General features: G+C 38.9%; 21 protein-coding genes. 14 read left to right on the top strand and 7 right to left on the bottom strand.

Annotated features, from left to right (window positions below; translation table 11 throughout):
- Nucleotides 1-229 precede the first annotated feature (229 nt).
- Both IPZ59_RS10815 and IPZ59_RS10820 read left to right on the top strand, forming a co-directional pair.
- Nucleotides 230-3,478, top strand: coding sequence for a UvrD-helicase domain-containing protein (locus tag IPZ59_RS10815; RefSeq protein WP_236136060.1), 3,249 nt, complete (start codon nt 230-232; stop codon nt 3,476-3,478).
- Nucleotides 3,475-6,324 carry a PD-(D/E)XK nuclease family protein gene (locus tag IPZ59_RS10820; RefSeq protein ID WP_236136061.1) on the top strand — a complete coding sequence of 950 codons (2,850 nt, stop codon included), beginning with the start codon at nt 3,475-3,477 and terminating at the stop codon, nt 6,322-6,324. Before IPZ59_RS10815 ends, IPZ59_RS10820 begins: the two co-directional genes overlap by 4 nt.
- A 545-nt stretch (nt 6,325-6,869) precedes the next feature.
- On the opposite strand, the gene IPZ59_RS10825 is transcribed toward IPZ59_RS10820, so the two are convergent.
- Together IPZ59_RS10825 and IPZ59_RS10830 are read right to left on the bottom strand one after the other, a co-directional pair.
- The gene (locus tag IPZ59_RS10825; RefSeq protein ID WP_236136062.1) at nt 6,870-7,325 is read right to left on the bottom strand and encodes a YciI family protein; all 456 of its coding nucleotides are present in this window, start codon (nt 7,323-7,325) and stop codon (nt 6,870-6,872) included.
- A gap of 1 nt (nt 7,326) precedes the next feature.
- Nucleotides 7,327-8,700 carry a TIGR00341 family protein gene (locus IPZ59_RS10830; protein ID WP_236136063.1) on the bottom strand — a complete coding sequence of 458 codons (1,374 nt, stop codon included), beginning with the start codon at nt 8,698-8,700 and terminating at the stop codon, nt 7,327-7,329.
- A 394-nt stretch (nt 8,701-9,094) separates the two neighbouring features.
- Here IPZ59_RS10830 and IPZ59_RS10835 point away from each other — a divergent pair, with 394 nt between their 5' ends.
- From IPZ59_RS10835 to IPZ59_RS10865, 7 genes are all read left to right on the top strand, one after another.
- Nucleotides 9,095-9,463 (top strand): response regulator, encoded by a 369-nt coding sequence (locus IPZ59_RS10835; RefSeq protein ID WP_236136064.1) that lies wholly within the window; start codon nt 9,095-9,097, stop codon nt 9,461-9,463.
- A 19-nt stretch (nt 9,464-9,482) separates the two neighbouring features.
- Nucleotides 9,483-10,280 (top strand): MlaE family ABC transporter permease, encoded by a 798-nt coding sequence (locus tag IPZ59_RS10840; RefSeq protein WP_236136065.1) that lies wholly within the window; start codon nt 9,483-9,485, stop codon nt 10,278-10,280.
- Nucleotides 10,273-11,034, top strand: a complete 762-nt coding sequence (locus tag IPZ59_RS10845; RefSeq protein WP_236136066.1) for an ABC transporter ATP-binding protein — start codon at nt 10,273-10,275, stop codon at nt 11,032-11,034. Before IPZ59_RS10840 ends, IPZ59_RS10845 begins: the two co-directional genes overlap by 8 nt.
- Nucleotides 11,034-12,020 (top strand): MlaD family protein, encoded by a 987-nt coding sequence (locus tag IPZ59_RS10850; RefSeq protein WP_236136067.1) that lies wholly within the window; start codon nt 11,034-11,036, stop codon nt 12,018-12,020. The genes IPZ59_RS10845 and IPZ59_RS10850 overlap by 1 nt, the downstream gene beginning before the upstream one ends.
- A 164-nt stretch (nt 12,021-12,184) precedes the next feature.
- Nucleotides 12,185-13,171 (top strand): N(4)-(beta-N-acetylglucosaminyl)-L-asparaginase, encoded by a 987-nt coding sequence (locus IPZ59_RS10855; protein WP_236136068.1) that lies wholly within the window; start codon nt 12,185-12,187, stop codon nt 13,169-13,171.
- On the top strand, nt 13,171-13,905 hold the full coding sequence (locus tag IPZ59_RS10860) for a copper homeostasis protein CutC (RefSeq protein ID WP_236136069.1): 735 nt from the start codon (nt 13,171-13,173) through the stop codon (nt 13,903-13,905). The genes IPZ59_RS10855 and IPZ59_RS10860 overlap by 1 nt, the downstream gene beginning before the upstream one ends.
- 175 nt (nt 13,906-14,080) lie before the next feature.
- A complete protein-coding gene (locus IPZ59_RS10865; protein WP_236136070.1) occupies nt 14,081-14,539 on the top strand; it encodes a CBS domain-containing protein in 459 nt (152 codons plus the stop codon).
- Nucleotides 14,540-14,768: 229 nt separating this feature from the next.
- Here IPZ59_RS10865 and IPZ59_RS10870 read toward each other — a convergent pair whose 3' ends face one another.
- Both IPZ59_RS10870 and IPZ59_RS10875 read right to left on the bottom strand, forming a co-directional pair.
- Nucleotides 14,769-16,445 (bottom strand): L,D-transpeptidase family protein, encoded by a 1,677-nt coding sequence (locus IPZ59_RS10870; RefSeq protein WP_236136071.1) that lies wholly within the window; start codon nt 16,443-16,445, stop codon nt 14,769-14,771.
- Between the two features lie 10 nt (nt 16,446-16,455).
- Nucleotides 16,456-17,988 (bottom strand): bifunctional GNAT family N-acetyltransferase/carbon-nitrogen hydrolase family protein, encoded by a 1,533-nt coding sequence (locus IPZ59_RS10875; protein ID WP_236136072.1) that lies wholly within the window; start codon nt 17,986-17,988, stop codon nt 16,456-16,458.
- A 225-nt stretch (nt 17,989-18,213) separates the two neighbouring features.
- On the opposite strand from IPZ59_RS10875, the gene IPZ59_RS10880 reads away from it, so the two are divergent.
- Genes IPZ59_RS10880 through IPZ59_RS10890 form a run of 3 tightly spaced genes read left to right on the top strand, consistent with a single transcriptional unit; the run spans nt 18,214 to nt 19,591 of the window.
- Nucleotides 18,214-18,627 carry an organic hydroperoxide resistance protein gene (locus tag IPZ59_RS10880; RefSeq protein WP_236136073.1) on the top strand — a complete coding sequence of 138 codons (414 nt, stop codon included), beginning with the start codon at nt 18,214-18,216 and terminating at the stop codon, nt 18,625-18,627.
- Nucleotides 18,628-18,630: 3 nt separating this feature from the next.
- Nucleotides 18,631-19,125, top strand: a complete 495-nt coding sequence (locus tag IPZ59_RS10885; RefSeq protein WP_236136074.1) for a glutathione peroxidase — start codon at nt 18,631-18,633, stop codon at nt 19,123-19,125.
- A 28-nt stretch (nt 19,126-19,153) separates the two neighbouring features.
- Nucleotides 19,154-19,591: a MarR family winged helix-turn-helix transcriptional regulator gene (locus IPZ59_RS10890; RefSeq protein WP_236136075.1), complete on the top strand. Its 438-nt coding sequence runs from the start codon at nt 19,154-19,156 to the stop codon at nt 19,589-19,591.
- On the opposite strand, the gene IPZ59_RS10895 is transcribed toward IPZ59_RS10890, so the two are convergent.
- A complete protein-coding gene (locus IPZ59_RS10895; protein WP_236136076.1) occupies nt 19,571-20,629 on the bottom strand; it encodes an alkane 1-monooxygenase in 1,059 nt (352 codons plus the stop codon). The genes IPZ59_RS10890 and IPZ59_RS10895 overlap by 21 nt on opposite strands.
- 313 nt (nt 20,630-20,942) lie before the next feature.
- Between IPZ59_RS10895 and IPZ59_RS10900 the strand changes: the two genes are divergently transcribed.
- Both IPZ59_RS10900 and IPZ59_RS10905 read left to right on the top strand, forming a co-directional pair.
- Nucleotides 20,943-21,119: a hypothetical protein gene (locus IPZ59_RS10900; protein ID WP_236136077.1), complete on the top strand. Its 177-nt coding sequence runs from the start codon at nt 20,943-20,945 to the stop codon at nt 21,117-21,119.
- A complete protein-coding gene (locus IPZ59_RS10905) occupies nt 21,119-22,252 on the top strand; it encodes a hypothetical protein (protein WP_236136078.1) in 1,134 nt (377 codons plus the stop codon). Before IPZ59_RS10900 ends, IPZ59_RS10905 begins: the two co-directional genes overlap by 1 nt.
- Nucleotides 22,253-22,369: 117 nt before the next feature.
- On the opposite strand, the gene IPZ59_RS10910 is transcribed toward IPZ59_RS10905, so the two are convergent.
- Both IPZ59_RS10910 and IPZ59_RS10915 read right to left on the bottom strand, forming a co-directional pair.
- On the bottom strand, nt 22,370-23,674 hold the full coding sequence (locus IPZ59_RS10910; RefSeq protein WP_236136079.1) for an efflux RND transporter periplasmic adaptor subunit: 1,305 nt from the start codon (nt 23,672-23,674) through the stop codon (nt 22,370-22,372).
- Between the two features lie 13 nt (nt 23,675-23,687).
- The gene (locus tag IPZ59_RS10915; RefSeq protein ID WP_236136080.1) at nt 23,688-25,028 is read right to left on the bottom strand and encodes a TolC family protein; all 1,341 of its coding nucleotides are present in this window, start codon (nt 25,026-25,028) and stop codon (nt 23,688-23,690) included.
- Between the last annotated feature and the right edge of the window lies 1 nt (nt 25,029).

Here is a 25,029-nt window from a genome sequence, read left to right on the forward strand (position 1 = left end):
GATATTTTTATTGGATTTAAAATTCCGCTCTTTTCTTCCTTGAATAGTTTTAAAATTCGATTAATTGTTTTCATACCAGAATCATTAATTAATTCTTGGTATGCCAAAAATTGAGACAGGCTATCTAATTGGGTACACAGTAAGAGGTACAAAAATCCCGACAACCTCCGTCACTTATTTTTAATTCAGCGTAAAAAGCGTTTGATTTGCTTAGACCGTTTTTAATTGCATGGAACAAGCTCCTTTTATCATTTACAAATCTTCGGCAGGTTCGGGTAAGACGTATACGCTGACCTTGGAATACCTGAAAATTGCTTTAGCATATCCGGGCGCCTTCAAATCTATCTTAGCAGTGACCTTTACCAATAAAGCCACTCAAGAGATGAAGTCCAGGATTTTAGAATATTTGGAACGACTTTCACGGGAAGTAAAGCCGGAGGAATTTTTGGATAAGGAATTGATGAAGCATCTAAATATGAATGCTCCTGCATTGCAAAAGCGAGCACATGATACCTTATTGGATATATTGCATGCCTATGGATATTTTTCAGTGAGTACCATTGATGCCTTTTTTCAACGGGTGATTCGTTCTTTTGCCAAGGAAATGGACTTGCAGGCAAAGTTTGATCTAGAATTGGACCAAGAGGCGGTTTTGGAGCGCTTGGTGGATCGTTTGATGGAGAAAGTTTCTTTGGATCAAGCCTTGAAAAAATGGCTGGTTGAATACGCCACTGAGCAAATCCAGAATGGTGGTTCCTGGGATATCCGTGGAGGTATCCAAACCTTGGGAAGGGAGATTTTTACGGAGGGATTCAAAGCCCACCGACATACTTTTCAGCAAGCTATGGATCAAGAGGATTTTATCAAGCAACTCAAAGCCGAGTTGATGCAGCAGAGAGCTTTACTGATCAAAAAAGCCTTGGAATGGAAGCAAAAAGCGAATGATATCCGTGTTCAGTTTGGATTGGAATGGGGAGAGTTTAGTGGAGGAAATAGCGGACAGAATTTTGCACGAAAATTAGATCATCTGGGTGATAAGAAAAATCCATTTTCCAGCTTCAATGATAATCAACTTGCCAAAGCTCAAAGTGTTGATGGTTGGTACGCCAAAACCAGTAAGCGAAAGGATGCGATCGAATCGGCTGCGAATGCAGGATTAAGGGACCTAATTTTTGATTGTCATTCGAACAGAGTTCAATGGGAGACTTATGCAACTTTAATCAAACAATTAAATGTTTTCGGGATTTTTCGGGATTTGATTTTGGAGCTACGAGACCTGAAAGATGAGGAAAGTATCCTGCTGATCTCAGATGTCAATGATTTCCTAAAAGAAATTACAAAAGACAATGAGGCGCCTTTTGTCTATGAGAAAATCGGCAATCAATACAAACATTTTCTTATCGATGAGTTTCAGGATACCTCCGACTTTCAGTGGGCAAGTTTCCGACCTTTGTTGGAAAACTCCTTGGCTTCGGGGCATACCAATCTACTGGTGGGAGACGTCAAGCAATCCATCTACCGCTGGAGAGGAGGGAAGTTGGAGCTATTACTGGAAGAAGTGGAGCAGCAGATTTCTAGTCAATTGATTGAAGTGAAAAATTTGGATGTCAACTATAGGAGTTTACCTAAGGTGATTGATTTTAATAATTCTGTATTTGAACAGTTACCTTCTCTATTGGAAGTGTACATGCTTGAAAATACCAAAACAGCTGCTGATCATCTTTTGCAAAAAGCCTATGAAGATGTGAAGCAGCAAGTACCCCATAAAAAACGGGAGTTGCCATTTCAAGGAATGATTCAAATTCAATTTCATGAAAAGGCCGCTAGAAGCAGCTTCGGGAATGAGGAAGAGGAGGCTGAGGAAGAAAATGATGTGAACGTATTAGCCAAACTCCCTCAACTCCTCATGGATCTGCAAGATAAGGGCTATCAATTGAAGGATATTGCTTTTTTGGTGCGGAAGAAGAGTGAAGGTGCTGCTATTGCAGATTATTTGATGGAGTATGCTCAACAGCAGGTAGATGCTCCATACCGCTTTGATGTATTGTCAGAGGAATCCTTGTTTATTGACAAATCCATTGCGGTAAAAGCGATGGTGGCCCTATTGACTTACCTAAGAAATGCAGAAGATACGGTTGCCTTGAAAACAGCCTTCTACTACTATGCACTCCTGAAAGAGGTTCCTTTTTCGCATGAACTCTTTGAAAAATTTAGTCTACCGGTTGATTTACAGGCAAAATACAAGGAGTTGCAAGTTCTTCGGGGAAAATGGTTGCAGTATCCGCTTCTTGAATTGATTGAACATGTGATTCAGTTTTTGGATTTGACAACTGCTGGAAATGACTTGGCGTATATCGCTGGTTTTAAAGAAGCGGTATTTGATTATGTGAAAAAGAATCGAGCCGATTTAAATGGGTTATTGGATTGGTGGGAGTTGAACAAGACCAAGCGCACGGTCAAAATCCCCGAAGATCACGATGCCATGCGTATTCTGACTATCCATAAATCCAAAGGCTTGCAGTTTAAGATTGTTATTATGCCTTATCTTAATTGGACTATACTTCCTCCATATTCTCTAGCTCCTATTCTTTGGGCAACGTATGAACATAAGGGAATACCAACCATTGCTCCGATTAAGCAAGAAAAATCTCTCATGGACACACTTTTTGCGGAACTCTACACTCAGGAGGTGAAACTGGCTTATATGGATACCTTGAATATGTTATATGTAGCGTTTACGCGGGCAGAGGATATGCTGTGGGGCTTTGCAGAATATTCAAGTAATAAAGATGGCATTGTACAAACAAAAAGTACCGGAGGAGTTTTGAAAAATTTACTAGAGCACATGGGAAAGCATGGTGCTGCCGAAGAGATGGATTGGGATGCTGAACAAGAATGCTTTGTATGGGGTAGCATGGAAGGGATTAGCCATAGAAGTGAAATCAAGACTATTCAGCCTCCATTAGTCAGATGGGAATTTCGGGATTGGAATGAGCTTTTGAATCCCAAAGAGTATGCATGGGATTTTTCTCCTCAAGGCGTAGATGATCGATCACAACGGCGCATAGGAGTTTTGGTGCATGAGATTTTAGAACATTCCAATCGATTGGAGGATGCTTTGGGTTTAGTGCAAAGCTATGCCTTCGAAGGGCGCTTTACCTCAGAGGTTCAACAAGAAGTTGAGCAGCAATTAAGGGAATTATTTGCACTGCCTCAATTACAAGCTTGGTTTGGAGAAGGATATCAGTCTTTGGCTGAACAAGGGATTTTAATTCCCCAAGGTGGGCAAAAGCGACCAGATAGAATCTTTATTAGTGCAGAAGAAGCCTTGGTAGTGGATTTTAAAACGGGTGCACAAAAAACCCAACACCTTGAACAGGTCAGTTCATACATGAGTTTAGTTGCTTCTATCGTCCAAAAGCCGGTGAAGGGCTATGTTTGTTATTTGGAACCTACAGAATTGATTGAAGTACTATGAACAGTTTTTTGAAAGATACCGCGCAACAAGTTCTGAATTCAGGAAGGGACCTCAGTCAAATGGTAGTAGTGATGCCCAATAGGAGGGCAGGCTTGTTTTTTATCAAATATTTGGAAGAATTGATAAATGCCCCTACTTGGATGCCTGAGGTCAAAACCATTGAGCAGGTTTTTTCTGGGATAGCGAATCAACGGGCAGCAGACGATCTAACGTTGATTTTTGAATTGTACGATGTCTATCTACAGCTCCAACCTGAAGCGGAGACCTTTGATCGATTTTATTTTTGGGGGGAATTGATTTTGAAAGATTTTAATGATTTGGATCAATTTCTCGCTGATGCGAAGTTGGTTTACAGAAATTTATCTGAGATCAAAGCCATTGAATCGGATTTAAGTTTCTTGACAACGGAGCAGGTAGCTTTGATCTCTCAATTTTGGAAATCCTTCCAAGCCCAAAAACCGGAGGAGAAAGAACGATTTCTTCGTTTTTGGCAAGTTTTGGAAAAATTATACGAACAGTTTAATGCGCAATTGGATGTCTTGGGGTTGGCTTATGGAGGAAAAGTGTACAGAAAAGCAGTCTCCAAATTACCTGAACTAGCCAAGCCTGAAAAACACTATGTTTTTATTGGTTTCAATGCATTTACTCTTGCGGAGGAAAAGCTGATCAAGCATTTCATCAAAAATTATGGAGCAGAAGTATATTGGGATGTAGATGCATATTATATTCAGGATCAAAGACAAGAGTCGGGATTATTTTTTAGAGATTATATCAAAGATCCGATTTTAGGACCGACCTTTCCACAAGAGTTGCCTCATGCGATTGAGTCCAAGTCAGCCAGTATTCATACCTATGCCATCCCTTTAAAAATCAATCAAGCCAATGTAGTGGGGAAATTATTGGAGGGAGTATCCACAGAAGAGTCTTTGGAGGAAACGGTGGTGATTTTGCCAGATGAGCAATTGCTGTTTCCCTTGCTTCATGTGTTGCCAGACAATGTCGATAAGCTGAATGTGACCATGGGGTATCCTATTCGGAATGCACCCGTATATGCGTTTTTAGATGCCATCTTAGATTTGCAGCGATACATCAAGGTGAAAGAGGGTAAGGTTACATTTTATCACAAGCAGGTATTGGACTTATTGTCCTTTCCTTACTTGGCTGAAGCCAATCCCGAGTTTACCAAGGAACTCAAATCCGTTATCCAAACCACTAACCTCATTGAAATACCCTTAGAGCAATTGCAAAAAGGAGGAGGTTTATTTCAGGAGGTGTTCCAAAAGGTTGCCTCTAATGAATTGGTAAACTACTTAGCTCAATTGATGCAGCTACTTGCACAGCAATTGAAACAGGATACCATACAGTCGAGCTATTTATTCCAAGCTTACAAACAATTGAACCGAATTCAAGAAGTGCTCTCGGATCATCGATTGGGAAATTTGTCTTTGGAGTTTTTTTTGAAGCTTTTCAGGCAATTGTTTCAAGAGGTTCGATTGCCTTTTGAAGGAGAGCCTTTGCAGGGCTTGCAGGTCATGGGAGTGTTGGAATCTCGGAATTTAGATTTTCGAAGGGTGATAATTTGTGATGTGAACGAGGGGAGCTTTCCTCCCGGAGGAGGTATCAATTCTATGATCCCTCATAATCTGAGGAGAGCCTTTGGTTTGCCAGTGCAGGAGCAAAATGATGCCATCTATGCTTACACGTTCTATCGCTTACTCCATCGAGCAGAAGAAGTGCATTTGATTTATAGTACAGCTTCCGATCAAGGAAAGAATGGAGAGATGAGCCGCTTCTTGCAACAAATGCACGTTGAGTTAGGTATTTCCAAACCGCAAGTACAGTTGCTGTCTGCTGATTTAAATGTCGGTAAGGAAATCACTGTCCTAAAAGACGAGGCAGTTATGAAAAAGCTGAGTGAGTATTGGATGTCAAGTTCACTTGGGGAATTTAACAGATCCCTATCTGCCTCCGCCATCAATTCCTATTTAGATTGTCGGCTACGGTTTTATCTTCGATATGTGGCAGGTTTGAAAGAACAAGAGGAAGTAACTGCGGATGTAGATGCAGGTGTTTTTGGAACGATTTTGCATCGAGCCATTGAGTTGCTTTACCTGCCGGAAGGGGAACAAGCACCTAAATTATTCACTCCACATGAATTGAACCGAATTCAACCGACGATTACTACTGCGGTGGATAACGCCATCAGAGAGTTTTACCATGTAGGAAAAGGAGAAGACTTTGTATCGAGTGGTCAAATGCAAATCGTTCGAGAGATTTTTTTCGAGTATATACAAGGAATAGTGGCTCATGATATTGAACAGGGAGATTTTACGGTTTTAGGTTTAGAGCAACAACATACCACGTATATTCCGGTTCAAGTACAGGGTAGGGTAGAGGAAGTACGCTTATATGGCCTAATTGATCGGGTAGATCAAAAAGACGGGGTAATTCGATTGCTAGATTATAAGACCGGCAAGGACGAAAAGAAATTCAACACGATTGCCTCCTTGTTTGATCGGGAAGATAAGAATCGGAATAAAGCAGCTATGCAAACCATGCTTTATGCCTATTTCTATCAATTCACCAATCCTTCTAATCAGCAACCCTTGAAACCGGGGCTTTTCAATGTCAAAGAGATTTTCAAGGATAATTTCAATCCCTTTTTGATCAAGAGTGAAGGTAAGCTCAAGTTAGAAGTGGAAAACTATCTTGACCTGGCGGAAGAGTTTGAACAAAGTTTAAGTGGACTGCTCAGTGAATTATTTGATCCAGCTGTTCCCTTTGATCAGACTGCGGATGTCGATAAGTGCAAGTACTGTGCGTTTAAGGAAATGTGTGGAAGGTAGGGGAGAAGGGAGAGATTAGAAGCTAGAGACGAGAGTTTAGAAGCGAGATTCGAGAAGCGAGAGTTTAGAGACAATAGAAACAAGAACCAAGAATCAAGTGACAAGAGAAAGCTCGCAGAAAACACGGAAAACGCAGAAAAATTCGTATTGAAAAATTTTGTGTCCAAAGATAGAAATTAAGATACAGCTAGTTAACTCCATCAATTGCCCTGGTTTTTAACCCAGGGAAACATGAGTATCTCCTGATTTATATAGGCGGGTTTTAACTCACCATCATTTGTAGATTAAAACCCACAAGCGAAAGTTGCGCAGTGGACACACTGTCACTGTACACTGCTCAATATGCACTTTTCACTCCTCCCTCCAATGCCGGGGATTGAAATCCACGGCAATTGATGGGTGTTTTCCTTAGTAATCCGCAATAATTTGATTTCAAACTTCTAATCCAAATAGTGGGTTAAAACCCACAGTCTAAGGTTGTACTTTGGACTCACTGTCACACTACTCAATACTAACTGTTCACTGCACACTACTCACTGCTCACCCTAAAACCCTGTTTTTTGGATTTTTTTATGAGCTTCTGGAAGGAGTTGTAAGGCAGCGGAGGCATACCATTCGATTAACTCCATTTTAAGTACGCCAGCTTGAATAGCGGGGTCTGTATTGGTCAAAGCTTCTGCTTCTTCTTTTGTAGCGACATTGAATAGGAAAATGCCTCTTTTTTCTTTTCCATCAATGAAAGGACCTGCAAGAATCAATTTACCGTCTTCCGCTAACCTGTTTATGTTTGCCATATGTCCTTTTTGAATCTCAGTCCGTTGTTCGGGGCTGTAATCATCTGCACGATCTCCAGCCAGTAGGATCGCCATCACATAGGTTTTCATGCCATAGTCATCAGCTTGGAGTTCTTTTGCTAAGGTTTCTTCATAGGAAGTTTGCTGTGCAAAAATCGTAGAAAACAAACCTAAAGTCATTAGAAGGGTAAGAAAGTGGTTTTTCATTTTATTGTATAATTAATGAAAGCGTATCCGCTTTTGAGCGCAACTTGAGCCAGTCTTCTAGTTTTTTGAGCTCCTGTGCACTAGGCTTACTCTTAAACTTTGCGAAAGCCATCATGATGGTGTCTTTTTGATTGGTAGTTAAATCCGCAACAACTGAGCGGTTCATAGAAAAATTTTCTAAGGTAGGATGATTGATTTTGGCTTCTTGAGCAATATCCATGACCTGCTGATAGTTTTTTCCAAACTCTGACAATTCCCTTTCAAGTAAAGCTATTCTTCTGTCTTTGTCTTGTATGAGCGTTTCATTGCGCTCATATAAATCCTTAAGTATATCTGATCTTAAAACATTCATGTCTGCATTATCCCCACTTTGACGGATTCTCAAATAAGTATCCCTTAAGTTGAGACCCGCAAGTTTCTTTTCTATTTGGACAATTGTTTCATCTGAAATTCGCTCACCGATCAAACTGACTTCAATAAAACTGCTATCAGAAGCATATAGCAAATTAGAATTCAGCACTTGAGTTCTTGGAAGGTCAAATTCCACATTGACAAACTGGGTGGCAGACTTTTCCCAAATGGTCCGCTTTACGATGTTGTAGGCTAGGTAAACACTTGGAACAATTGTCAAGATCGTGAAAATCGTAATGTAAGTTTTGACTGTTTTTTCTCTTTTTGGATCCAAAAATTCCTTTTTTGGAAAATTCATAAAGCGTACAATCAAATAAGTGGATAGAGATATAAATACACTATTGATAAAAAATAAATAAAATGCCCCAAAAAAGAAGTAAAGATTTCCTGTAGCAAGCCCATACCCAGCGGTACATAATGGAGGCATCAGAGCCGTTGCGATAGCTACTCCTGGAATAGCATTACTTTTCTCTTTTCTCGAGCCTGCAACTATTCCCGCCAATCCCCCAAAGAGTGCAATTAGTACATCCCAAATGGTAGGTTCTGTACGAGCCAAAAGCTCCGATTGGGCATCGTCTAGTGGTGTAAAGGAAAAGTAAATAGTACTCGTGATAATGGAGATTAAAACAGCAATTCCAAGGTTCTTAAAAGACTTTTGAAGCAGCTCAAAATCATTGATGCCAGCTGCCATCCCAATACCCATGATTGGCCCCATCAGAGGTGAGATTAACATGGCTCCAATGATGACTGCTGTAGAGTTTACATTCAATCCCACGGAGGCAACAAAGATGGCAAAGATCAGAATCCACAGGTTGGCTCCCCGAAATTCTATATTCTTTTTGATGTAGTCAATGGTTTCCAATTCATCTTCTTTTCCTTCATGAAGATCGAATCGATCTCTAAAGAAGAGTAGGAGACCCATGATTTTATTTCTTAAGTTGAAAGCTCTATTAGTTGAATTCATGCGCCTATAATTTTGCTTTCGAAACTAATCAAAAAAAAGGACTCTTGTAACTTACTTGATTTTATTGGAAAAAATCAGGGAGTTTCAACTAATTGGAAGTCCAATTTTCTCCTTACTTAGTTATAAATTATGGACCTCGATCATTCTCAAGTGTTGCCTGCAGATGTATACCTTAACTGATTGATTGAATGAATTTTAAAAAGGGTTTAGATTAATCTAAATTTGATGAGTCTAAAAAAATTAGACATACCTAAAAGTTAAAAGAATTAAAATTTTGCCTTCTCCCAACATTAAGTTTTTATATTTGTAGTGAAGGAAGTTTTATTCATGGTACGAAGCTTGCTTAGGTAACCTAGGTCGCCAAATTTTACTTATCAAATTTTGAATTCTAGATATGAGCAAATCAATTAAGACCATTGTTTTTGTAGATGACGATAAAATTCAGCACATGATCAATCGTAAAAATATGTTACGATTGAAAGAGGATTTAGATCTCCAGTTTTTTGAAAATCCATATGAAGCTTTGAAATGGTTTGAAAGCAATGACGCAGATTTGCTTATCTTAGATGTGAATATGCCGGAAATGAAAGGTTGGGAGTTTTTGGATCAACTAAAACAACTGAACAAATCGATCGAGGTAAAAATGCTTACTTCCTCGGTGGATCCCGACGACATTGAAATCAGCACCCATTACAACATGGTTTCGGGTTTCTTGGTTAAGCCTTTGAAGAATGATATAATGGCCGAAATTTTAGGCATCTAATGGACTGTGTAAAAAATCTATGATCAATTTAACAGACGATAAAAGACCAATTTTATCCAAAAAACTAGACCGATTTTTTATGGGGCTTTCCAATGCATTTGCATTTGTTAAGCGCTTCTTCAAAGAGGTTTGGTTTCCCCCTTATGAATTGCGGGAAATCATGCGCCAATGTTATGAAATTGGTTATAGATCTTTGCCCTTGATATCTCTTACAGGGTTCATCATAGGCATCGTTTTTACCAATCAGTCGAGACCATCTCTAGCTGAGTTTGGAGCAACTTCTTGGTTACCCGCTTTGATATCGATTGCAATCGTTCGGGCCATGGGGCCTTTGGTCACGGCATTAATTGCAGCCGGTAAAGTAGGATCGAGTATTGGTGCGGAAATTGCCTCTATGAAGGTTACCGAACAAATTGATGCCATGGAAGTATCGGCTATCAATCCATTCAAATACCTTGTGGTCACAAGGGTGCTAGCTACAACTTTGATGATACCTGTGCTAGTTATGTACACAGATTTTGTTGCATTGATGGGTTCATTTGTAAATGTAAATCAAAATGAAATGGTTTCTATGTCTACGTTTTTCGTACAGGTATTCGAAGCTGTTTCATTTCTGGATATTTTCTCCTCAGTCATCAAATCATTAGTATTTGGGTTTACTATTGGAATAGTGGGATGTTATAAAGGCTATACATCCACTAAAGGTACAGAAGGTGTAGGTCAAGCAGCTAATTCATCGGTAGTAATGTCGATGTTCCTGATCTTTATCGAGGAGTTATTGGCCTTACAAATTGTAAATGCAATCAGATATGCCTAAGATCAGCACTGAATCAGTCATAGAGATCAATGGCTTGTACAAGTCTTTTGGAGAAAATCATGTCCTCAGAGGTGTGGATTTGGATTTGTACAAAGGAGAAAACTTAGTTGTACTCGGTAGATCGGGTACAGGTAAGTCTGTATTGATAAAAATCATTGTGGGATTGTTGACCCAAGATGAAGGAACAATTAAGGTTTTTGGAAGAAATACCCGTGGATTATCGCTGAAAGAACTGAATCAACTGCGTCTTAGGATTGGTTTTTCTTTCCAAGCATCTGCTCTATATGATTCCATGACCGTGAGGGAAAACCTTGAGTTTCCATTGGTAAGAAATGTTAAAAATCTCACAAGAAAAGAGATTGACTATAAAGTTGAAGACTTGTTAGATTCCGTTGGCCTAGCCCAAACAATCAATCAGATGCCTTCTGAATTGTCAGGTGGGCAGAAAAAGCGAATTGGTATTGCGCGAACACTGATCTTGAATCCTGAAATCATGTTGTACGATGAGCCTACGGCAGGTCTGGACCCCGTCACGTGTATCGATATCAACAACTTGATCAATGAGGTACAGGAAAAGTACAAGACATCCTCTATTGTTATTACCCACGACCTCACCTGTGCCAAACAAACAGGGGACCGAATGGCGGTATTAATAGAGGGGAAATTTAAATCTGTCGGTAGCTTCGAGGAGGTTTTCCATGATGCCAAAGACGAAAACATTCAATCATTCTATGATTATAACTTCATTAAATAATGAGAAACGATAATAAAAAATCAGTCATTGTAGGCATTTTCGTGTTGGTGGGTATCATCATCTTCGTTGCCGCAATTCTAACTTTAGGGGGACAACAAAAGAAATTTGTTAAAAGTATTTCCCTAAATACAGTTTTTGATGATGTAGCAGGTCTCCAAACAGGAAATAATGTTTGGTTTTCAGGGGTAAAGATTGGGACTGTACGAAAAATAAATTTTTATGGAGATTCTCAAGTCGAAATCGTCATGAATGTAGAATCTAAAGTCAGTGATTATATCCGAAAAGACTCCAAAGCCACTATTGGTTCAGATGGTCTGATTGGTAATAAAATCATCGTCATCTATGGAGGAACCACGCAAGCACCACCCGTTGAAGATGGGGACCGCTTGATGTCGGAGATGCCTTTGGATACTGATAAAATGATGACTACTCTACAAGAAAACAATAAAAACCTAGTTACTATAACCGAAAACCTAAAGGTTCTCACGACAAAAATTGCACAGGGACAAGGAATCGTTGGAACAGTTATGACAGATAGCTTATTAGGAGAAAACTTCAAAAATATCATTGTTAATTTGGATAGGGCGGCTAGTAACTCTAATCGAATGATCAATGAGATGAATAAGTTTACAGCTAATCTTAATAAAGAGGGAAACTTGTTTTATGATTTAGCTACTGATAAGTCAATTTATTCAGATTTACAGAGTTCTATTCAAGAATTACAAGCCACTGCAAACAATGCGAATAAACTAACTGAAAATCTGAATAGTATCACTGACAAACTCAATGATAAAAATAATACAGCAGGCATGCTTTTGAATGATGATGAGTTCGCTAAAAGCTTAAAACACACCCTTATTACAATCGATAGTTCCTCTGTTAATTTGAACCGTGGTTTAGAGGCGTTGGAATATACTTGGCCTTTCAGAAAAGGATTTAAAAGAAAAGCCAAGGCAGAGGCAAAAGCAGAGGAAGAAGAAAACTAAATAGATTCTAATGGATAGCGAAAATACCGCCCCATGAATTAGTCTGATTTGCTTTCCTTTGAAGTTATCATTAAAATTGACCCGCAGGTTTGCGGGTTTTTTTGTTTTATACCTATGCATCTTCCTGATTTTTTTGTTATTTGGCCGATGTTAAACCCTTCATCATGTCAAGTAGAAGAACTTTTATTAAAAAAAGCCTTGTTGCCGGATCAGCTTTAATTCCTCTTCAATTGGTGCAATCCTGCGCTACATCCGATGCATCCTCGAATTCTGAGAAATTTAAACCCTTAATCTTAGCAACTTGGGATCATGGGATGCCCGCCAATGATCGAGCATGGGAAGTCTTGGGTCAGACAGGTTCGGTTATTGACGCGGTAGAGGAAGGAGTAAAAGTTACAGAACTAGATATGGACAATCTTTCTGTAGGCCTTCAAGGGTTACCTGATCGAGAAGGGATAGCAACATTGGATGCTTCTATTATGAAAGGAGATGGATCCTGTGGTTCGGTTGCCTTCCTTAGGCAAATTAAGCATCCAATTTCTGTAGCTAGAAAGGTGATGGAAGAAACCCCTCATGTGATGTTGGCAGGTGAAGGAGCTAGGCAATTTGCCATTGCGAAAGGTTTTCCGTTGGAAGAAGAAATCCTAAGTCCTAAAGCAGCGAAGGCATTTGAAGCCTGGAAAGTCGATTCTCAATACAAGCCAATTATCAATATCGAAAACCACGACACCATTGGTATGATTGCTCTTGGTGCAGATGGTCAAATGGCTGGATCTTGTACTACATCTGGACTCGCATACAAAATGCATGGAAGAGTGGGAGATAGTCCAATTATTGGTGCTGGTTTGTTTGTAGATGAAGAGGTAGGTGCAGCAACCGCTACCGGACTTGGAGAATCAATTATTCGTATTTGTGGTTCATTTCTAATTGTAGAGTTGATGCGACAAGGCAGGAGCCCTCAGGAAGCTTGCGAAGAAGCTGTTAGAAGACTTATCAGCAAAAACAGGAAAGATCTAGATGATTTGCAAGTTGGTTTCCTTGCTTTCAACAAAGATGGTGAATATGGTGCTTATGCACTTAGGCAGGGATTTACCTATGCTTTACATCATACCGATGAAAAGGTTTTACGGAATTCAACATACGCAATTTGATGGGCTTACTAGAGGTTCCAGTTTTTACGGTAGAAGCAGCTTTAGAAGCTTTTCGGTGTGGCGCACACAGACTTGAATTGTGTTCAGATTTTTCGGAGGGTGGTACAACTCCATCTGCTGGATTACTCCAATTTTTAAAATCTAAGATCTCAATTCCTATTTTTGTTATGATTCGTCCACGGGGTGGGGATTTTATCTACACAGAAGAGGAGTTGGAAGTGATGGAGCAGGATATTTCCATTTTAGGTGCATCGGGTGCGGATGGTTTTGTTTTCGGTATTTTGGATGAAAATGGTATGGTGGATAGGAAAGCCAATGAGCGTCTGCTCAAGCTTGCTGAGAACAAACCATGTACTTTTCATCGGGCTTTTGATCTTACCCCCAATCTAAAAGAGTCATTGAACAAGATTCAAGAATTAGGGTTTGATCGAATATTAACCTCTGGAGGGAAAGCAACTGTCAGTGATGGCTGGGATATTATTTTGGAATTGGTAGAATTTGCTCAAAATCGAATCATAATTATGCCCGGAGGAGGTTCACATCCCCGACATGCTCGTGAACTTCAATCGTTGGGTTTACTCAAAGAGATTCATGCATCCTGTAAATCGCTGCGTTCTTCTTCGTCAGTATTCAAAAAAGAAGGGATGAATTTTTCCCTAGATATGGAAAGATTTCATCAGGTTTTAACGATCAACCCAATACTACTTTCTGAATTTTTAGCAGCGATGGAGTAATAGAGGCAGTAAAAATCACCGAATAAAATTTATTTTATTTTGCATTTGACGAAAAAATACTTTGTTTAGCCTCTTGTTTTTGACTAATTTTTAGTTTTTAAATATTACAGCAGATTTATTTTTATTTCTAATAACTTTTCCGTAAATTATTCTGTTCAAATAAACCCCTACAACTATGGTAAAAAGTTTTCAAGGTGTGCGTGTTGCAGAAAGTAAGAAACCAACCTCACCAATTTTAGTCAAAGATCATATGAGTACCAATTTGGTTACTTTTAAGCCACAGGATTCCATTGACCATGTACTGGATATGCTCACCAAAAGAAAAATATCGGGAGCACCCGTCGTCGATGAACTGGGACATTTGGTTGGAATCATTTCTGAAGTAGATTGTTTGAAAGAAATTATCAAAGGGAAATACTCCAATACCCCCAAATTTCCGGGTCTGGTAGAAGAGCATATGAGTAAAAACGTACTTACCATGTCACCCGAAACAACCTTGTTTGACGCGGCTCAAAAATTTTTAGAACATAAAATTAGACGTTTTCCTGTGCTTCAGGATGGTTTTTTAGTTGGACAGCTATCTTTGTCGGATGTCATCAGGGCATTTCCTAAGCTTAAAGCTACTACTTGGTAGATTTTGGTAAAAAAACTTTAATTAATCGTCATTTATGGATGACTGAATAGTTTATGTGAAATTAGGATAGTCTGCTCATATTGGATTGCTTCACTGATCAGGATATTCCTAATTTCCTATTTTCATCCACGCCATTCATTACGCAATGCTCATTGCTTTTAGCGCATCATTTCCCATTGCTTCCTCCTAATAATGCACCGTTTGTCCTCCTCATTAGTTGATTAATGATTTACCTTACTTCCCTCAAGGCTGTCCAGATTTCTTGGTCACGGGAGTAAATGTCTTGCCTGAAAAAATATTCTCCACGACTATTTGCCCAATAGGTGAGGTAAAAAATAACTACAGGAATCTTTCGATTAAGAGTAACTGTTCGTTCAGTGGTTTGATTCATCGCAAGACGAATGCGATCATCGGTCCAGCTTTCATCGTAAGAAAGTAAAATTTTGGCTAACTCAAATGGTTTTTGAATCCTGATACACCCGTGACTCAATGCCCTATCTTCACGAGCAAATAGGCTTCTGCTTGGGGTGTCGTGAATATATACCGCATATTTGTTGGGGAACATGAATTTCACTAAGCCAAGAGAGTTTTGTTGTCCAGGTTCCTGACGGATGGTATATGGAAAATTTCTTGGATTGACTTTAGACCATTCAATGCTTGATGGATCAACAGAAGCACCAGAGTTATTCAGGATCTTCATGTTTTTTTCCCTGAGGTAATTGTTATTTCTTTTTACAGCTGGAATTATCTCATTTCGAGTAATGGAAGTTGGTACAGTCCAAGTGGGACTAAATACAAGATAGGACATTTCGGCTTTAAACTGAGGCGTTGAATGGTACGATTTTCCAACGATAACTCTTGAACTTAGCAAGGTATCTCTGTTGACCAAGTAGTCCAGCTGAAAATTGGCTGTATTGACAATGATGAGTTCTTGCTCCTTGATTTCATGGGGTAGCCAGCGCATACGTTCTAGATTGACCGCTGCTGTTTGAGTCAAAGCCGTTGGACTCTGGTTCAGTGCATAAATTGTTCCCTGTCCAATAATACCATCGTTCTCCAATCCAAAACGTTTTTGAATCTGCTTGATAGCAGGAATCAGTAAGGAATCATATGTTTTTTCATTTTCTAGGACTTCTTGATTTTTCAAAAATCCCCAAATTCGTAGCCTTTCCCGTATTTCAGGAATAGAGTTATGGGTATCCCCAATCTTGATGGATTTGTCTGCTTTGATGGATTTCCAAGACGTGGTTGCAGCCTCTAGAGCTTTTTGTTCCAGCGCATAAGTTTCTCTCAAACCATCCCTCATGCGTCTGTAAATACTTAGTTGAGGATAGAGCTCCTCTAAACTCTTACGAATGCTACCTCCGGTTAATGCATCACTTAAACGCTGGTCAATTCGTAATTCAGGAGCATTTCGCTGAATATTCCAAGTCGTCTTTAAGTTTTCAGGATCTACTTTTCCCAAATAGAGATGAGAAGAAAGTAAGATAAAGGCATCTGTCAATAAAATATCTACTGAAGCAAGCGCCATGGGATCAACGGCTAATCCAAGCTTTTGGATGCGTTCCAATTGATCAAACAATTCATTGATTGCATCTAAATGATAATCTTGTGGGTTTAGGCCATCAAATTTTGCTTGTTGTATTTCATAGCGCATTTCATAGGCAATTTCAAAAAGTTTTTTACCATTGGACCAAGCAAATTCAAAATCTCTATGCTGATAGAAATTTTGAATTACTACAGAGCTGTATAGGGATCTCCCAACTACTTTTGGTTTTTTTTCATTTTGGCTTGACTCTATCAACTGCCTGATTAAAAAATCCTGTGGGGGAGAAAAGTTCATTACTTGCTGGGCAACGCTTAAGTGCCCAACAAGTAAAAATAAAATGAGGAGTGCTCTGTACATGATCATTGAGTTATTTTTTTCGCTTCCACTGCACAGAATACAGATCAAGTCTTCGTTGTTCCAAATTCCTAACGGAACCTGCTTTCCGTTGCTTGGTCAATAAGTCTAGGTCAATATCGGCAACAATGGTAGTTTCGGCATTTTCTGAAGCTTGTGCTACAGTAGCATCATGCGGAAAAGAAAAGTCAGAAGGCGAATAAATCGCTGATTGAGAAAATTGGATATCCATATTTTCTACTCGCGGTAAGTTCCCGACTGAACCAGTGATAGCGACGTAACATTCATTTTCGATGGCACGTGCTTTTGCACAGATATTGACACGCAAGAAGGCGTTTTTGGTATCAGTCCAAAAAGGTACAAAAAGTATATCCATCTCTTGCTCCGCCAGAATTCTCCCTAATTCAGGAAATTCTACATCATAACAAATCAAGATGCCAATTTTACCGGCGTCAGTATCAAAGACTTTAATCCCATTTCCCCCTTGTAAACCCCAGTAAGACTGTTCGTCTGGAGTAATATGGAGCTTGTATTGTTTATCAGTAGTTCCGTCCCTACGACATAAATAGCTTACATTTCTTAGTTTTTTTCCATCATATTCTGGCATGCTGCCTGCGATGATATTGACATTGTAGGAAAGTGCCAAATCGCTCATTCTACTCACAATTTCATCGGTATAATCTGCTAAGTTTCGGATGGCTTCAGATGCATCCATATCATTAAATTCAGCTAGTAGGGGTGCATTGAAAAATTCTGGCAGTAAGCAAAAATCAGATTTATAGCCAGATACGGTATCTACGAAAAATTCTACCTGCTGCATTAAATCATCCACTGAATTGAATCTACGCATTTTCCATTGAACAAGCCCTAGCCGAACGGTTGATTTTTTGTTTCCAATGAGCTTTTCATCTTTTTCATAATAGATATTGATCCATTCGAGTAAAGTCGCATAGGCTCTTGAATCGGTATCTTCTGGCAGGTATTTGGTAATTACTTTCCGAACGTGAAATTCATTGGCTAGCTGAAATGAAAGCACAGAGTCAAAAATCTCCTTACTTTTTACCAAATCAATGTATTTCCTTGGAGTCATCTGATCTGCATACTTGGAGTACCCAGGGATTCTGCCACCTGCAATGATAGAGCGAAGGTTGAGATTTTCGCATAGTTCCTTCCTAGCATCATATAATCTTCTACCTATTCTCATGCCTCGGTACTCTTGATGGACGAATACATCTGTTCCATACAGGGTGTCTCCATCATTGTCATGAGTATCAAATTTCCCAAAACCAGTGATTTGATCATAGGTGTGATTATCGCCAAATTTACCATAGTCTACCACGAGACTTAAGGCTGCTGCTACAACTTTACCATTATCTTCGATACAAATCTGCCCTTCTGGGAATGCCTTTATTTGATTTTTTAATTCTTGTTTAGTCCAAGCGCCACCTTGGTTTTTATAAATACTGACCATGATTTCTCTGATGTCTTCATAGTCTGAAAGTTTAATATTTCGGAGCTTTAGCCGGTGTTCTAATTCATCTCTCATAGATTACAAATATACGAAAAATTAAAGAGATTGGAGATTGTGATAGGTGGTCAGCGACTAAATGAAAGGTTCGAGCAGTAGCTATGTGGAGTAAGGTAATAAAGTAATCATTGATTAGTTGGATTGTGATTGAGTTTTTGGAACTATAAAATGAAATTTAAATCGCTTGCGATATAAAATCATTCTACATATATTTGTATCGCTCACGATATAAATTAATACATTATGCAAAAATTATATGAAACTTCTGCTACGGCAGTTGGCGGTAGAAATGGAAGTGTGAAGTCTTCAGATGGCGTATTGGAATTGGACGTACGTCTGCCGAAGGTTTTTGGGGGGCAGGGTGGAAGTTATACCAATCCTGAACAATTATTTGCGGCAGGTTACGCAGCATGCTTTGACAATGCTTTGAATTTTATCGCTAAATCTCAACGACTGGCGATTTCTTCCAAGGTGACGGCACATGTAGCCTTGATTCAAGGAACTCCTACTGCTTGGGATTTGGCGGTGACATTAGATGTTGAGATTAATGGTTTGGAGGAATCAGAAGCTCAAAAACTAATGGAGCAAGCACACGATAGTTGTCCTTATTCTAGGGCTATCCAGGGAAATGTCCAAGTAACGTTAAATTTAAAATAAGTCATGTCAACAAAGTTTTATGAATTTTCTGCCCAAACTCTTCAAGGAAAGGACGTTTCTATGGAGGAGTTTAAAGGAAAAACAATCTTAGTAGTCAATACAGCAAGTAAATGTGGCCTGACTCCTCAATATGAAGGGTTGGAGAAGTTGTATGAGAAATACAAGGACCAAGGTTTGGTAATTTTGGGCTTCCCTTGCAATCAATTTGGAAATCAAGAACCAGGAGATGCGTCTAGCATTGCATCTGGGTGCGTATTGAATTATGGTGTAACATTCCCGATGTTTGCCAAAATTGAAGTAAATGGCCCTCACACACATCCAATTTTTAAGTATCTAAAAGAGCGCTTGGGTGGTTTTCTAGGATCAAGAATTAAATGGAATTTTACTAAATTCTTGATTGATGATAAAGGTCGACCCTTGAAGCGTTATGCTCCCATTACCAAACCGGATCAAATAGAAAAAGATTTGGTCAAAATATTGGCAAAAAAGGCGTCTTAAGTACGCAAAAGTGAAAATGGCTTGAGTTATGACAGAAGAGGTATTAAAACTTGATAATCAAATCTGCTTTCCCTTTTATGCAATGTCCCGTGTTATCATTCGGGGATATCAACCGTATCTGGACAAATTAGGTCTTACCTATACTCAATATCTAGTGATGTTGGTACTTTGGGAACAAGATGGTCTGAGTGTAAATGAAATTGCGGAAAGACTCATTTTGAATACCAATACAGTAACTCCCATGCTCAAGCGCATGGAAGGTATGGGCCTATTGGAAAGGATCAAAGGGGAAGCAGATGAGCGTAAAGTCTTTATAAATATCACTGAAAAGGGGCAGGCAATGCATGAAGAAGCTTCACGCATTCCGAGCCAATTGCTGCAGGCTTTGAATCAAGAGGGCAAGGACTTGACAGATCTCTTGGAAATGAGAGATAAGATCAATGAATTATTGCATAGAGGCTACTAAAGTTGGTGTTTGAGGAACACGCTTGTTCATCATCCACATCCACAATGGGGGTACCAACGCCATCAGCATGCTTCCGGGATAACCTGTTGGTAATTGAGGACTTTCGTCCATATGTCTTAGGAGTTGATATTTTCTAGATGCCAAGTAATGGTGATCTGAGTGCCGAGTCAATTCGAATAACACAATTCGCCCCATTTCATGATCAGAATTCCAAGAATGCTTGGGCAAAACACGCTCATAACGACCAGATTCTAATAAGCGTCGTTGCAACCCATAGTGCTCGATGTAATTGATGGTCTCCAAAAGTAATACGGCAATCAAGCTTATGGACAGGGCAAAGGGTACCATGGACCAACCGAACATCACCCCAACACTCAGGAGATAAAGGATTTGATAGCATTGAAAGCGAATCATCTCATTTTTCCACGTCCACATGGAAAGCCCTTTTTTTGCTAAGCGCTCCTTCTCCAACATCCATGCACTCCGATACTGTCCAAAGATAGATCGAAAGAAAAACACATATATCCATTCCCCTTTTTTGGCAGTAGCTGGATCTAATGGAGTAGAGACATGTTTGTGATGTCCCCGATTGTGTTCAATGAAAAAATGCATGTATAAGACGGGTAAGAGTCCCATTTTTGCAAGAAATTGCTCGCCTTTAGTTGCTCTATGTCCCAATTCATGCGAGACATTGATGCCCAATGCCCCTAAGACTACTCCTAAGCTAAAGGTTAAACCAATTTTTTCAATGTTTTCCATAGGTACATTGCTGATGCTGTAAAAGTAAAAACCGATTAGGAGGTAGCAGATGGGGGCACACAGATAAAGCAAGATATCAAAGAAACGATTCGACAACTTTTCAGCTTCTTTTTCTGGAGAAAGGTTTTCAGTAGAAGCTGGAAGTAAAGCATCGAGTATTGGGAAAATTCCAAACGCTAAGATCACAGACGCCCAAGACCAAACCCCGCCCAACACCAATGCGAGTAAAAAGGACAAGGGCAGTAGATAAGCGCTGAGGTATTTTAGATCTTTGAGCATTTGGGTTAAAGACGGAGTAAAATTAAGTACTTAAATAAACGTTTAAGATAGCCAATTTTTTTTCATTTATCTTTTGGCTGCATTAATTTAACTGAAAAATAAATCAAAAATAGATTGCTAAACAAATTGAGTCCTAAGACTCATTCAAAATAAAGATTAAGAATAAAAAATGCTAGCTAATCCTTTATTCTTGATAATGGGAAAACTTCAATGCCCGTAAATTTGAAGAATAACTTAATTTCACACTATAATGAAAAAGATTGTGTCAATGTTCGCGTTCACCTTGTTCTTATTTGTATTCAGTACAAGTAATTTGAAAGCAAGTTGGTCTTACAAATCAGATGTTGGTTTAGATTTTATGGATGGTAGATTATATGTTGTTACTCATTGTACAAATAAAATTGGAGATGATTGTACAACACCTGGATCTGCTTCAAGATCGGATATTACAGTTATTTTAGAAATTGCTAAAGCTTTGGCAAAATTATAATGATTGGTAAGTTTAGTAATACTAGCGGCTATGAATTCGTAGCCGTTATTTTTCTACTGTTTTCTTGTCATTCTTCCTATGATTATACCTACTTTGATAGAGAGGATATTAAGCATGTAGAAGAATTTGATGTAAAGCTTCCTTTTAACTTTGTAAATCAAACAAAATGGTCTGTATATACAGAAAGTGGGAGGCTTCATCTTCTTGAATATGGTAGAACAAAAGAAGGGGATTTGCTCATTTTCCCATTGGATTTGGAAGCAAAAGCTTATGGTATTCCTATTCAAATCCCAAGAGAAGGACCAGAAGGGTTTAACGCAACTGATGCTGCGGTACAAATATTGACAAGAGATTCTATTTTAGTTTTTCCTATACCATCAAAGCGTTTTTACTTGTATAATGACTTAGGACATCTATTACGTACATATGAATATGAAAGTGAATTTGAATTTTATTTAGCTGGATTCTTCTCATCTGCCATAAAAATGGAAAACCATTTGATTTTCCCAACAAGTTCTTCTTTAGTAAGGTATGATGACCCTAGTTATTTTCAAAAGGTTTTGCCTGTTCATGTTTTTGATATTCACAATTCTAAGTTTGTTCAAGCACTACCATATCCAAAACAGCTTGAAAAAAAGTATTTGTGGAGCTTCTTGGATGGCGCTTCTTTATCCACTTTTCAAGATTCTTTGGTTTTGATAAATTTCAGGTTTTCGGATAGTTTGTATACATATTCTACCCAAACTCAAAATGTTCAAAGTAAATTCTTAGGAATTAACGCTGAACCTTTAGGATTAGTAAAACCTCCAACTAAAGGAGAGGAGCTCAATCTAATACTAAAGGAAAAGGATTACCTATACACATTAGCAGAAGACCATATACTATACAGGGTAGTAACTCATTTAGATAAATGGGAAATGAAAAATGTTGCGATACAAGATATTGTCGATTTCAATTATCGACGGATGACGGTAATTAGGCATAATTCATTGACAAATGAAACTCGTTATATAGATATGCCACTAACCCGCTATTTTATTCCATATAAAGGCAAGCTCATCGTAGGAAGTGTAGATACTTGGGAAGATGAAGATAACGACCAATGGAGAAAATTTTTTATTTATGAGTTTTGATTTTTTGAAATACTAAAATTCCCACTTTCACAGTCACCTATACAAAAAAGGCCAGAGAATTTGCTCTGGCCTTTTTTGTATACGGAGGATTCATCATCCTACATTCATTCGTTGGGTTTATTTCTTTTCTTCCACTTTTGCTGTTTTTACAACATCACCCTCTTTTAATTGTTTGGAGACAACAAAGTATGGGCCCACAATCAGTTCCTCACCTTCTGTAATACCTTCTAAAATTTGGATATTATCAAAATCAGAAATTCCAGTCTTGATTTCTCTGAATTTGGCCTTGCCTTCTTCAATTACAAAAATCAATTCTTTTGGTTTAGTGCTACCATCAGCATTTTTGGTAATTTGATCTTCCCGTGTAGTCACTGCACCTAATGGAATGGAAAGCACATTTTCTTTTTTCTGGGTAATGATATCCACACTTGCAGTCATTCCAGGTCTGAAAGGGAATTTGTTTCTTGCTGTGACAAGGTCCGCATAAGATTCGTTGATGATTCTAATTTTCACCTCAAATTCGGTCACTGCATCAATACTAGCTTTTGTGTTGGCAGAATTGGCAATAGAGGTAACCACACCTTTAAATTTCTTTCCTGTAGATGCATAGGAATCTACATCAATGAGCGTAGTGTCTCCCAAACTGATACGGATGATATCATTTTCGTTTACATTTACCCGAACTTCCATTCTGGCAAGGTCTGCTAAACGAAGCATTTCTGTTCCTGCCATTTGTTGAGTACCTACCACACGTTCGCCTTTTTCAACCAAAAGCTTGGATACAATACCATTTACAGGAGAATAAACATTTGTTAATCGTAGGTTTTCAGCAGCTTCATCTACGGTAGCTTGAGCACTTTTAATGATAAATTCAGCAGCTATTACAGATTGTTGTGCTGCATCCAAATCATTGGAAGCAGTAAAGAATGTAGCTTGTATTTGTTCCCAATCTGCATCCGAAATGACCTTGTCCTTATGAAGTCGCTCATTTCTCTTATATTCTAATTCGGCTCTAACAAACTGAGCTTCAGAGCGTTTGAGGTTAGCTCTGGATTGTGCCAGATTTGCCTTATTTTGATTGAGATTGGCCCGAGCTCTATCGAGTGCTGATATGAAGTTATCGGGGCGGATTTTCACCAATAGATCGCCGACCTTTACAGAGTCACCGTCCACCACATTTAGTTCGATGATCTCACCTGCTACATCTGGGCTAAGTTTAACTTCGATTTCAGGTTCAATTATGCCAGACCCACTTACTTTTTCGATGATCGTTGCTTTTTTCGCTGTACTTACCTCTACGCTTACCTCTTTTGGTCCTCCAATCCACCCTGCACTGCGACCGATAATTGCGAAAACAATTACAAAACCTAAAATTCCTAAAAGGATATAGATCAATTTATTAGATTTTTGCTTTTTAGCCATTGGTATTGTTCTGTTATAGTTTTAATGGATTTCCTAAATAAAAGTCAAGTACCTTCACTCGAAAGATAAAGGTGTATTTTGAGGTGATCAAATCAGCCTGCGCATTGAAGAAATTGTTTTGCGCCAGCTGATAGTCAGCAAAATTGATCGCTCCTGCATCAAAACGCTGTTGGGCAATTCTAAATGCTTCCTCCAAAGAGGCTACACGGGTTAACGATGCTTGATATGATAATCTGGATGCATAAGCATTGGTGTAAGCACTTTCAATATCCTGGCGTAGCTGGTTTTTAGTTTCTACTTCTTGAATCTCTGCCAGTCTTTTTTGTAATCTTGCTCGTTGGACGTTTGCCCGGTTTCTCATGTTTGAAAAAATAGGGACATTTAATTGTAAGTTTGCTGAGTTTGAAAAATTATTCCGGATTTGTGTGTTGAAAGCAGGGACTTCGCCAAAAACAGCCTGATCAATAAAGTTTGAAAATGCACTGACACCTACTCCTAAAGTAGGAAGGTATCCTCCTCTTGCTATCCTAACTCCGATATTTGCACTTTCAATGCCTAACTCGGCAGCTTTGATTTCGGGCATCAATTCCAACGCGATGGCGAAGATTTCATCCACATCGTTTTGAGCCATTTGAAAAGCATCTGTATCTAGCTCTGGAGCCAAAACATCCATTCGATCATCGAATGGGATCTGCATGGCTTGTGCTAAATTTAATTTTGCAATTCTTAGGTTGTTGCTGGCATTGATGACCTCTAACTCATTAGTAGCATTCTGTGCTTGGATGTCCAATTTATTCGCAAGTGGCAAAGAACCTGCGTCCACCAACTTGAGAGTTACTGCCATTTGTTCCTTGGTAGTATTGAGTTGATTTTGAGCAATATTCAACTGTTCTTTTGCAAATACAACATTGATAAACAGGTTGATCACATTTAATGTAATAGAGTTTTCTGTAGCAGCAACATTGTAAGAGGCAGCCTCGATGTCTACTTTTGATTGTCGAACACTATTGTTTATTTGTTGACCAGCAAATATAGTTGCGTTTGAATTGGCGAAGAGATTGATGTTTCCAATTCGATTGTTTTCAAAGAGATTTGTCACTGGGTTGATGGATCGTCCCCAACGATAGCCTGAACTCGCACCTGTACTTAAGGTTGGAATTCTTTGTCCTTGATTCGCGAGGTAGTTGGCCTCTTGCTGTGCGAGTGCTACCTGACTTCTTTGTAAATTGAGGTTGTTTTCTAGCGCAATCTCAATACAAGTTTCTAAGTCCATTACCCCTTGCTGTCCTGTTTGTGCAAAAGAAGCAAAAGTGATGGTTAGGCTCCATAAAATTAAAAGGTAATTTTTTTTCATA

The sequence above is a fragment of the Mongoliitalea daihaiensis genome, from assembly GCF_021596945.1.
Lineage (GTDB): Bacteria > Bacteroidota > Bacteroidia > Cytophagales > Cyclobacteriaceae > Mongoliitalea > Mongoliitalea daihaiensis.

Bases quoted from the DNA above. Each gene is read 5' to 3' on its own strand.
- IPZ59_RS10815 (WP_236136060.1), top strand. From the start codon at position 230: ATGGAACAAGCTCCTTTTATCATTTACAAATCTTCGGCAGGTTCGGGT.
- IPZ59_RS10820 (WP_236136061.1), top strand. From the start codon at position 3,475: ATGAACAGTTTTTTGAAAGATACCGCGCAACAAGTTCTGAATTCAGGA.
- IPZ59_RS10825 (WP_236136062.1), bottom strand. From the start codon at position 7,325: ATGAAAAACCACTTTCTTACCCTTCTAATGACTTTAGGTTTGTTTTCT.
- IPZ59_RS10830 (WP_236136063.1), bottom strand. From the start codon at position 8,700: ATGAATTCAACTAATAGAGCTTTCAACTTAAGAAATAAAATCATGGGT.
- IPZ59_RS10835 (WP_236136064.1), top strand. From the start codon at position 9,095: ATGAGCAAATCAATTAAGACCATTGTTTTTGTAGATGACGATAAAATT.
- IPZ59_RS10840 (WP_236136065.1), top strand. From the start codon at position 9,483: ATGATCAATTTAACAGACGATAAAAGACCAATTTTATCCAAAAAACTA.
- IPZ59_RS10845 (WP_236136066.1), top strand. From the start codon at position 10,273: ATGCCTAAGATCAGCACTGAATCAGTCATAGAGATCAATGGCTTGTAC.
- IPZ59_RS10850 (WP_236136067.1), top strand. From the start codon at position 11,034: ATGAGAAACGATAATAAAAAATCAGTCATTGTAGGCATTTTCGTGTTG.
- IPZ59_RS10855 (WP_236136068.1), top strand. From the start codon at position 12,185: ATGTCAAGTAGAAGAACTTTTATTAAAAAAAGCCTTGTTGCCGGATCA.
- IPZ59_RS10860 (WP_236136069.1), top strand. From the start codon at position 13,171: ATGGGCTTACTAGAGGTTCCAGTTTTTACGGTAGAAGCAGCTTTAGAA.
- IPZ59_RS10865 (WP_236136070.1), top strand. From the start codon at position 14,081: ATGGTAAAAAGTTTTCAAGGTGTGCGTGTTGCAGAAAGTAAGAAACCA.
- IPZ59_RS10870 (WP_236136071.1), bottom strand. From the start codon at position 16,445: ATGTACAGAGCACTCCTCATTTTATTTTTACTTGTTGGGCACTTAAGC.
- IPZ59_RS10875 (WP_236136072.1), bottom strand. From the start codon at position 17,988: ATGAGAGATGAATTAGAACACCGGCTAAAGCTCCGAAATATTAAACTT.
- IPZ59_RS10880 (WP_236136073.1), top strand. From the start codon at position 18,214: ATGCAAAAATTATATGAAACTTCTGCTACGGCAGTTGGCGGTAGAAAT.
- IPZ59_RS10885 (WP_236136074.1), top strand. From the start codon at position 18,631: ATGTCAACAAAGTTTTATGAATTTTCTGCCCAAACTCTTCAAGGAAAG.
- IPZ59_RS10890 (WP_236136075.1), top strand. From the start codon at position 19,154: ATGACAGAAGAGGTATTAAAACTTGATAATCAAATCTGCTTTCCCTTT.
- IPZ59_RS10895 (WP_236136076.1), bottom strand. From the start codon at position 20,629: ATGCTCAAAGATCTAAAATACCTCAGCGCTTATCTACTGCCCTTGTCC.
- IPZ59_RS10905 (WP_236136078.1), top strand. From the start codon at position 21,119: ATGATTGGTAAGTTTAGTAATACTAGCGGCTATGAATTCGTAGCCGTT.
- IPZ59_RS10910 (WP_236136079.1), bottom strand. From the start codon at position 23,674: ATGGCTAAAAAGCAAAAATCTAATAAATTGATCTATATCCTTTTAGGA.
- IPZ59_RS10915 (WP_236136080.1), bottom strand. From the start codon at position 25,028: ATGAAAAAAAATTACCTTTTAATTTTATGGAGCCTAACCATCACTTTT.